At 40.6% G+C, this 9,711-nt stretch carries 8 protein-coding genes and 1 pseudogene; 8 read left to right on the top strand and 1 reads right to left on the bottom strand.

Annotated elements, in window-relative coordinates; translation table 11 throughout:
• Window positions 1–263: pseudogene (locus ACTHJT_RS01010) on the bottom strand (hypothetical protein); the annotation flags it as partial.
• A gap of 250 nt (window positions 264–513) precedes the next feature.
• Here ACTHJT_RS01010 and ACTHJT_RS01005 point away from each other — a divergent pair.
• From ACTHJT_RS01005 to ACTHJT_RS00970, 8 genes are all read left to right on the top strand, one after another.
• Window positions 514–1,857: a NarK family nitrate/nitrite MFS transporter gene (locus ACTHJT_RS01005; protein WP_440235733.1), complete on the top strand. Its 1,344-nt coding sequence runs from the start codon at window positions 514–516 to the stop codon at window positions 1,855–1,857.
• Window positions 1,858–1,903: 46 nt separating this feature from the next.
• Window positions 1,904–5,434, top strand: a complete 3,531-nt coding sequence (locus ACTHJT_RS01000; RefSeq protein WP_440235731.1) for a molybdopterin-dependent oxidoreductase — start codon at window positions 1,904–1,906, stop codon at window positions 5,432–5,434.
• Window positions 5,427–6,902, top strand: coding sequence for a rubredoxin (locus ACTHJT_RS00995; RefSeq protein ID WP_440235730.1), 1,476 nt, complete (start codon window positions 5,427–5,429; stop codon window positions 6,900–6,902). Before ACTHJT_RS01000 ends, ACTHJT_RS00995 begins: the two co-directional genes overlap by 8 nt.
• Window positions 6,895–7,842 carry a GTP 3',8-cyclase MoaA gene (locus ACTHJT_RS00990; RefSeq protein WP_440235729.1) on the top strand — a complete coding sequence of 316 codons (948 nt, stop codon included), beginning with the start codon at window positions 6,895–6,897 and terminating at the stop codon, window positions 7,840–7,842. Before ACTHJT_RS00995 ends, ACTHJT_RS00990 begins: the two co-directional genes overlap by 8 nt.
• 5 nt (window positions 7,843–7,847) lie before the next feature.
• Entirely contained in the window at window positions 7,848–8,084 is a 237-nt protein-coding gene (locus tag ACTHJT_RS00985) for a MoaD/ThiS family protein (RefSeq protein ID WP_440235728.1), read from the top strand.
• A complete protein-coding gene (locus ACTHJT_RS00980) occupies window positions 8,044–8,508 on the top strand; it encodes a molybdenum cofactor biosynthesis protein MoaE (RefSeq protein ID WP_440235727.1) in 465 nt (154 codons plus the stop codon). Before ACTHJT_RS00985 ends, ACTHJT_RS00980 begins: the two co-directional genes overlap by 41 nt.
• 25 nt (window positions 8,509–8,533) lie before the next feature.
• Window positions 8,534–9,274 (top strand): sulfite exporter TauE/SafE family protein, encoded by a 741-nt coding sequence (locus tag ACTHJT_RS00975; RefSeq protein ID WP_440235726.1) that lies wholly within the window; start codon window positions 8,534–8,536, stop codon window positions 9,272–9,274.
• A gap of 92 nt (window positions 9,275–9,366) precedes the next feature.
• The coding region (locus ACTHJT_RS00970) for a molybdenum cofactor guanylyltransferase (protein WP_440235725.1) at window positions 9,367–9,711 on the top strand (345 nt) is incomplete at its 3' end.

The raw sequence follows: 9,711 nt of genomic DNA, 5'->3' as shown, positions 1-9,711 counted from the left end.
TTCCATTTTGTGCCGATTACGTAGGCTGTGGGGTAAACATAAAACACATCTACCGCTGCACTGTCCTGCCTGTCTGGGGTTGGACAACTTTGCGGAACACAATCTGCCGCATCAAAACGCCAGGGCAATGCCACCCAACTATCGTCCTTACTGTAATCAGGCTGCTCGGGATGTTTGGCATGATCAAACCTTTTACTGGGTAAACAGCCTTGTATAAGTATAAAAATAAGCAGGACAGGTATTGAAAGGGAACATCTTTTCATAGCATTTCAAAATAATTAAAATTCTATCTCCCTAACAAGATATTTAAATTCCATATACTGAATTTTATTGTTATGTATTGTAAATGAGTTTGTTGTATTGGTTTCAATCCTTTTTTGGGAAATATATTTCAGTCTTTTGAGAGAAAAAGTTTATTAATACGTAAAAAAAAATACGTATTAGTACGTAAATATACGTAGGTATTGTTATATTTGTACGTAAGTAAGTATTAACCCTTTTACTCCTGCAATTATGAACACTTCTAAGGCAACAAAAATCAACCTGTTCAGCTTTAAAACACCAAACATGAAAGCATTTCATATGACATGGATGGCTTTCTTTTTATGTTTCTTTGGCTGGTTTGGTATTGCACCATTAATGGCAATTGTTCGTGACGAATTACACCTGACGAAAGGTGAGATCGGCAACATAATGATTGCTTCGGTATCGATTACAATATTCGCCCGCATTCTGATCGGTTATTTATGTGACCGCATCGGACCGCGAATTATGTATTCTGTTTTGTTAATTCTGGGAGCCCTTCCTGTAATGCTTATCGGGTTCAGCAATGATTATACGTCTTTTCTTTTATTCAGATTAACAATCGGTGTTATTGGAGCATCATTTGTAGTTACTCAATTCCATACATCGGCTATGTTCGCGCCGAATGTGATTGGTACAGCAAATGCTGTTACTGCTGGTTGGGGAAATCTTGGCGGAGGCGTTACACAATTGGTAATGCCTTTAATCTTCGCTGGTTTTGTAGGCTTGGGATACACTGCCAGTGAATCATGGAGGCTGGCAATGGTTGTACCGGGGATTGCCTTAATGATCATGGGTGTACTATACTTCCTGTATACAACAGATACACCGGAAGGTAATCTGGCAGATTTAAAAAAGAAAGATCCTTCATTTACATTAAAGAAAAAACAATCCCAGGTTTCTTTTGGTACAATATTAAAAGACTATAGAGTATGGGTACTTGCGTTCTGCTATGGTGCTTGTTTCGGAATTGAAATTACCATCGATAATATTGCTGCTTTATATTTTAAAGATAAGTTCGACTTGTCGCTTGAAACTGCCGGTTTGATTGCTGCGTCTTTTGGCATGATGAATCTTTTTGCACGTGCGCTTGGTGGTATGTTAAGTGATAAAGTCAGTCTGTCAAAAGGCTTGAGCGGACGTGTAGTAGTTTTGGGTTGCTGTATTTTGTTGGAAGGAATCGGGATTCTGATTTTCTCTTCAATGGATGTCCTGGTATTTTCAATAATATCCATGATTGGTTTTGCTTTATTTGTAAAAATGTCGAACGGAGCAACCTACGCAGTGGTGCCGTTTGTAAATAAGAATGCAGTAGGCAGTGTAGCAGGGATTGTAGGAGCTGGGGGAAATATTGGAGCAGTGCTTATGGGCTTCTTATTTAAGAGTGAGACATTAACATATAATGATGCATTCTCAATTATTGGATATTGTGTACTGGCAATAGCGGTACTTGCTTTCACTATTCGTTTTGTGACAAGTACGGAAAGTATAACGACAGCAGAAACTAAAACTACTCAACAGGTTGATTTATCTCCGGCAGAAAGCCTGGCATAGATATAGTGAATTTTATTCGATTACTCCCTTTTAAACGAATACAATCATGTCACAATCAACTAAAACATATACATCTACCTGTTCCTATTGCGGAGTAGGCTGTGGTGTAAAGATCCATAAATCAATAAACGGAAACCTTCAGATTGAAGGGGATGAATCTCATCCGGCCAATCGTGGCATGTTGTGTTCAAAAGGCATGAACCTGCATTACGCTGCGATGGATCAATCAGATCGCCTGCTATATCCTGAAATGCGTGGTAACCGGAACATGCCGCTGAAACGTGTATCGTGGGATACTGCATTGGATCGTGCGGCGGCCGTTTTCAAATCACTGATTGAAAAATACGGGCCGGACTCTGTAGGCTACTATGTTTCCGGCCAGTGTTTGACAGAAGAATATTATATAGCCAATAAAATCACTAAAGGTTTCATTGGTACAAATAATATAGACACTAATTCCAGATTGTGCATGAGCTCGGCGGTTGTGGGATACAAACTTGCCTTGGGTGAAGATTCCGTGCCGCTGAGCTATGACGATATTGAATTGGCAGATTGTTTCTTTATAACAGGTGCTAATCCTGCCTGGTGTCATCCGATTTTATTCAGACGACTGGAAAATCACAAAGCGGCAAATCCGCATGTGAAAATTATTGTAGCAGACCCGCGCAGAACGCAATCGTGTTCACTGGCGGATGTGCATTTGCAATTGCAGCCGGGTACAGACATTGTGTTGTATCATGCTATTGCACGCCGTCTTATTGAAACCGGTAAGATTGATCAGGATTTCATTGATCAGTATACCAGCGGATACGATGAATTTAAAGAGAAAGTATTCGTGTTAAGTCTGCAGGAAGCAGCAGATATTTGTGCAGTGGATATAGAGTTAATCATTGAAGCCGCTGATATTATTGGTGCTTCAAAAGCCTTCATCAGTATGTGGGCGATGGGATTAAATCAAAGTGTAGTTGGCGTTAATAAAAATGTTTCCTTATTAAACTTATCACTGATCACAGGGCAAATTGGCAAGCCCGGCGCTGGTCCGCTGTCATTGACAGGACAACCAAACGCCATGGGAGGAAGAGAAGTTGGGGGCTTGTCCAATATGTTACCTGCGCATAAAAACCTGCTAAATCCGGCGCACAGGAAAGAAGTGGCAGATTTTTGGGGCGTACCTGCTATTAATGAAAAGCCTGGATTTACAGCTACTGAAATGTTTGATCAGCTGCTTTCAGGAAAAATGAAAGCAGTTTGGATCATCTGCACCAATCCGCTTGTAAGCTTACCTGACGCACGAAATGCAGAAGCAGCACTGCGCAACGCACGCTTTGTTGTAGTGCAGGATATCTCTAATAAATCGGAGTCTATACCCTATGCAGATCTGGTTTTACCGGCTGCTGCTTATATGGAAAAAGAAGGCGTGATGACAAATTCAGACCGTCGCATGAGTTATCTTTCAAAAGTGATGGAACCTCCTGGCGAAGCCTTGCCGGATGTTGATATTCTTTGCCGCTTTGCACACAAAATGGGTTGGAGGGATTCTTTCAACTATGCAAACAATGCAGAAATTTTTGAAGAGTATACACGCATTACCAAAGATACAAATATTGATATCAGCGGTTTAACGTATGAAGATTTAAAAGCCCGCAGAAGTGTGCAGTGGCCGGTACCGACTCCGGGTCATCCGGGCACGCCAAGATTATTTACAGATTTTAAATTCTATACACCAACTAAATTAGCCAATATCATTTCTGTAGATTCTGCCAATAATTCAGAAGCTATTGATGATGATTTTCCGTTGATCTTGACAACAGGACGTATCCGTGATCAATGGCATACCATGACCCGCACGGGTAAAGTACGTAAGCTGAATAAGCACATTTCAAGACCATTTCTTGAAATACACCCGGATGATGCTTTTCTACGTGGCATTAAACAGGATGATGTTGTTACAATCGAAAGCAGAAGAGGCGAAGTACGTGTAACAGCAATCCTTACGGAAGATATAAAAAGAGGTGTCGTATTTCTGCCCATGCATTGGGGTAAGTTACTAAGCACGGATCTCACCCGTGCCAATAATGTTACCAATAATCTGATTGATCCGATATCGAAAGAACCTGATTTTAAATTCACAGCTGTACAGGTTGTGAAGTATATTAAGCCTAAAGAGAATATCATCATTGTAGGGGCAGGTGCTGCTGCTTGTCAGTTTATTAAACGCCACAGAGAATTAGGTTCTGAAGATTCGCTGACTGTGTTCAGTGCAGAAAATTATCATTTCTACAACCGTGTATTATTGCCGGAATATGTAAGCAAGCATAAACACTGGGAGAACCTGGAAAAGCTGCGTAAAGCAGAATGGCTGGAACTGGATGTAAATCTGATCGCGAAAAAAATCTCAAAATTAAATACCGAAGATAAAACCGTTACGGATGAAAGCGGCGTAGTTCATAAATACGATCGTTTGATTGTTGCTACCGGCAGCAGACCAACAACCATGAAACATATTCCGTCCATCAAAGGTGTGTTTACCATGCGCAGAAGAGAAGATGCAGATAGCATGATTCATCATTTAACAACAGGCGATTCGGTTGTTGTAGTAGGCGGCGGTTTACTTGGCCTGGAAATGGCAGATGCCTTGGTGGAAATCGGAATGAAGGTTTCTGTGATCCAGCGTTCCTCCCGTTTAATGGACCGACAACTTGATAAAACGGCTGCAAGTCTGCTTGCGAAAGAATTGCGTGAACGTGGTATTGATCTGTATTTTGAAGATGAAGTTTTATATATAAACGGAGAATACTCCATTGAAAGCGTACGCTTGAAAAGTAGTCGTAAGATTGATTGCAATGCAATTCTGTTTGCGATCGGTACGCAACCGAATGTGGAATTTTTGAAAGAAGCCGGCATTGCAGTAAACAGAGGCGCTATTGTAGATGAACATTTGCAGACATCCAATCCGTATGTGTATGCCATGGGAGAAATTGCCGAGCGTAATGGTTCTTTGTTTGGAATTACAGCGGCGGCAGAAGAGCAGGCCAATGTACTGGCAGAATATTTAAACGGAAGTACAACATCAAACTATGCAAGCACTTTAAGCATGAATATTCTTAAGGTGCATGGTGTTGAGCTGTGTTCCATTGGCATGGTTGAGACGCCGTTAAATAATCCTGATTATGAAGAAATTATTTTCCTGGATAAAACACGTAAGTACTATAAAAAATGTATCGTTCACCAGGATCGTCTGGTAGGTGCGATATTAATGGGAGATAAATCTGAATTCAATGAATTCAGAGACTGGATAAAATCCGGTGTAGAGCTGGGAGAGAAGCGTGAGAGCCTGTTAATGTCCGGTAGTATTTCCAAAGAGCCAATGCTTGGCACACTGGTGTGTTCATGCAACACGGTTGGTAGCGGAAATATTGAAAATGCAGTGCGAGGTGGTTGTAAAGACATTGCCTCTATCTGTAACCTGACAGGCGCAGGCACAGGATGTGGAAGTTGTAAGCCAGAAGTTAAGGCAATTCTGGAAAGATTAAATGCCGACGCTGAACCATCTAAACCTGTTGAGTCTTATGTCTAAAAAGTTTATTTCAGTTGAAGTTTATCCCAACGGCGGAATCATTTCAACAGGTGAGTTAAGAAAGGTAGCCATGTTTGCGCAGCAATTCGGGGCAGCCAGATTGCAATTGGGAAGTCGCCAGGAAATCCGGTTCGAGATCAATAAAGACTCACTGGCAGATTTTGAAGTTCGGATAAAATTATTGTCTTTGTCTTATTCCATAGGTAAGCATGAATATTTTAATATCGTATCTTCAGGACTGGTTAAAGATATTCTGAAATCAAAGGTATGGCTTACAGAGGGCGATTACAGAGATATTCTGCAGAGCTTCGATTTTCAGCCGCGCATTCCTATCAATATTGTTGATCCGGAACAGCATGCGATTCCTTTATTTACAGGTGTTTTAAATTTTGTCGCTTCGCCAATAGAAGATTACTGGAATATTTATTTCTCCATGCCGCAGCAGCGCGAGCAGGGCTGGATGCCTATTCTTATCCAGTCGGATAAAATTGCTAGCTTCAGTATGTTCATACAGACCTGTATTCATGCACAGGATCGTGTTGTATTGAGTGAACTGATGGATGAATTATACCAGCTGGATACACGGAACTTTAAAAAGGTCGATACCTATCCAGGCATTCCTGATTATCACTTCTTTCCGGTTGAAGGGTTTCACTCAACTGGTAATTCAACCTGGTTGGGAATCTTTAATACTAAAAATGAATTTTCAATTACATTGATTGATGCCATGTGTGTAGAAGCACTGGATTCAAACCTTGGGACAATATACATTACTCCATGGGATAGCTTTTTATTGAAAAACGTTCCCGAGGCCAGGATTCCCGCATGGGAAAATTTGCTTGGATTGCACGATATCAATACTGGACATGCGGCGCATGAACTCAATTGGAACATGAATGAGTGGAACTTAAACAGTAATGAAATACGTTCATATGTAAACGATTATTTCCGGGTGACTGACAAGCGTACGGAAGGCTTGATTCTGGGCGTGAATAATGCTCCGAATGATAATTTCTATTCCATAAAAATTACTGAAGAACCTTTATTCTCTTTGTTTGGAAGAAATTATTTCCCGGTATACCACATTCGTTATAAAGAAGATTTCAATCCTAATAACCCGGTTGATATTTCTTTTATGGATTATATCCAGAAGAAAAGCTTACCTGAATTCATAAGTTATCTGACGCAGGAATACTATACCAAAAAGAAAGCTTCTATTGATAAGGTTAAAGTTAAAGAAGTTGCCATTCCTAAAATTCAGAAACAAAAGCAAAAAGAAAGTTTTGAATTTGTATATCAGTGCGGTACTTGTCTGACATTGTATGATCCTGAATACGGAGACCCGGATGAGGACATCGTTGCAGGGACTTCATTTGAAGAGTTGCCGGAAAATTATTGCTGCTCTGTCTGTTCAAATTCGAAAAAAGGCTTTAACTTGTTTGCAGGTTTAACAGCAAATCATGCATAATATCATTGAAGATTCATTCGGAAGACAATTCAAAACACTTCGCGTAAGTCTAACTTCCGTATGCAACATGTCTTGCATTTACTGTGTTACACCGGGTATTATACAGCAAGCCCCCAAAGAAAAAGTATTAACTACCAGTGAATACCTGGAAGCGATTCAAAAGATTCATAAACAAGTAGGTCTGAAAACGATCCGTCTGACCGGGGGAGAGCCGTTACTATTTAATGAACTTCCTGCCTTGATCAAGGGTATTGTTGAGTTGGGTATTACGGATATTAAACTAACAACAAACGGCTTGCGTCTTTTGCCTCAGCTGGATTCATTGGTTGAGGCCGGACTGAAGTCAATCAATATATCCCTGGACGCACTTGATCCGGGCGTGTTCCGGTCAATAAGTAAAGTTGCTGATATACGTTCTGTTCTTGATGCAGTTGATGCTTCGATAGCCAGTGGCCTTGAAGTGAAAATCAATACAGTTGTTTTGAAGGGCGTAAATGATCATCAGATCGTTCCGTTACTGGAGTATGCATCTGCCCGTAATATTCCGATCCGTTTTCTGGAACTGATGAAGATGGGGTATCTGCATTATAATGAATCGGATTATTTCTTCGGTATGGATGAAATTGTTGAACGCATTGCATCTGTTACCAGTGTTGCAAAAATGCAACGGACAGCATCCAATACCACCACATACTGGCAAACCAGCAAAGGTATGGTGTTTGGCGTGATCGCCAATGAATCTGAGCCATTCTGCTCGGACTGTAATCGTTTGCGATTAGATAGTTTCGGTAATATATACGGCTGCATCAGTGCCTCTGAAGGCATAGATGTTAAAGCACTTAAAGACGAAGCCTTAACTGAGGCATTACAAAAAGCACTGGCACAGAAGCAGGATTATTTTACCGGGAGTGAAATCAGTATGAAATATATCGGAGGGTAAATGTAATGAAGATACATGTATTTGCCATATTGAAAGATTACATGCCGGCAGAGTTTGAGCTCGATACTTCATCTATAAAAAATATTGCCGGCATTCAGCAATTATTGAAACAGAAGTTTCCGGAAGCCCAGGAACTACTGAAGACTTGCCGCTATTCAACGGAATCTGAAATGCTTTCTGTAAATCAGGAAATAACTAATTATGAAAACATATTCGTTATCCCGCCCTCAAGCGGTGGTTAATGACATACATATTTCATCCGCAGAGATTTCACCGGTGGATTTGCTGAAGGAATATCATCACCCGGAAGCAGGCGCTATTGTGTTGTTCAGTGGTGAAGTCCGAACAGATACTAAAAAGGAAGTGCTTTATCTGGATTATGAGGTACATGTGCCGCTTGCTGAAAAGATGATCCATGACATTTTACTGGAAGCAAGTACAAAATGGAATCTTAAAATGGCATTGTGTATTCACCGGACAGGTAGAGTAGATGTGAGTGGTGCTGCAGTAGTTGTTATTACAGCTTCGCGCCATCGCATGGAAGCATATGAAGCCAATCAATATATTATCCATCGGGTGAAACACGAAGCGCCGATCTGGAAAAGAGAATACTTTGCAGATGGTACCAGCGACTGGGGACATAATTGTTCCTGTTCCACTTCCTGATATTATAATCATTTTATGTACGCTCATGGTTGATTTAGTTCTTGTCGGAACCTTTACCTTATTTTTATTTGTAGCCTTTGTGTATTCTTCCGTAGGACACGCAGGCGCTTCAGGCTATCTCGCAGCAATGTCTTTGTTGTCGTTTCCTTTAACGGAGATCAAATCAACTTCTTTAATATTGAATATCATAGTAGCTTCCATCGCATCCTATAAATTTATTTCCGCCGGCTATTTCGATAAGAAAGTCTTTTTTTATTTTGCTGTAACTTCGATACCTGCTGCCTTTATTGGCGGGGCTATAACACTGGATCCGTATTGGTTCAAAATATTTGCGGGATTCTTTTTACTGGTGTCAGCTGTAGGGTTGGTTATTCGTATTAAGCGTATCGACCAGGATAAAACCTCTGAAGTGAATATCTATGTCGCCTTAGTTGTCGGTGCTGTTATTGGTTTGTTTTCAGGATTGATCGGTGTTGGCGGAGGTATTTTTCTTTCGCCTTTGATTATCCTGATGGGTTGGACCGCTTTGAAAAAGACATCCGGTGTTTCGGCATTATTTATTCTATGTAATTCCATTATTGGTTTGGTCGGACATGTATATACAAACTCGCTGCATGTTCACAATATTTATTATTGGATACTGGCGGTTGTTATAGGTGGATATGCTGGTTCGCACCTGGGTTCAACCTTATACAACAATAAGATCCTGATCGGAATTCTATTTATTGTATTGTGTTCTGCCGGTTTGAAATTTTTATTGGTGTAATTGTTTGTCAGCCGGTTTAATTTCTCCTTTTCCTGCTTGAATTATATTTGAAAAAATACCTACCTTCATTTTGTATTTAGCATAGGTGAAGTATGTATTGTGGTGTTCCTGAAGAAGATCCGGATAAATTAGTTGCATTGGTTTTGGCAGGAGGCCAGAGTTCCCGCATGGGAAAAGATAAAGGTACCCTTGAGTATAATGGGCAACCATGGATCGTGAAGGCTGCAGATCTTTGTAAGTCGGTAAACCTGTCCGTTTTTTATTCTATTAATCCCTCACAGCAGGAACAATATCGTTCCTTCTTATCCGTTGAAAAGATTATTGTTGATGCCATAGGTATCAAAGGTCCGTTGGCAGGCTTGCTCTCATTCTATCTTCAACATCCGGAGACAGATGTTTTACTATTGCCTTGTGATATGATCCAGCTGGATACAACT

Source organism: Cytophaga sp. (genome assembly GCF_051961495.1).
Taxonomy (GTDB): Bacteria; Bacteroidota; Bacteroidia; order Cytophagales; family Cytophagaceae; genus Cytophaga.
The sequence above is the reverse complement of the archived record's forward strand: the minus strand, read 5'-3'. Positions and strand labels throughout refer to the sequence as shown.

Bases quoted from the DNA above. Each gene is read 5' to 3' on its own strand.
- ACTHJT_RS01000 (WP_440235731.1), top strand. From the start codon at position 1,904: ATGTCACAATCAACTAAAACATATACATCTACCTGTTCCTATTGCGGA.
- ACTHJT_RS00995 (WP_440235730.1), top strand. From the start codon at position 5,427: ATGTCTAAAAAGTTTATTTCAGTTGAAGTTTATCCCAACGGCGGAATC.
- ACTHJT_RS00990 (WP_440235729.1), top strand. From the start codon at position 6,895: ATGCATAATATCATTGAAGATTCATTCGGAAGACAATTCAAAACACTT.
- ACTHJT_RS00985 (WP_440235728.1), top strand. From the start codon at position 7,848: ATGAAGATACATGTATTTGCCATATTGAAAGATTACATGCCGGCAGAG.
- ACTHJT_RS00975 (WP_440235726.1), top strand. From the start codon at position 8,534: ATGGTTGATTTAGTTCTTGTCGGAACCTTTACCTTATTTTTATTTGTA.
- ACTHJT_RS01005 (WP_440235733.1), top strand. From the start codon at position 514: ATGAACACTTCTAAGGCAACAAAAATCAACCTGTTCAGCTTTAAAACA.
- ACTHJT_RS00980 (WP_440235727.1), top strand. From the start codon at position 8,044: ATGAAAACATATTCGTTATCCCGCCCTCAAGCGGTGGTTAATGACATA.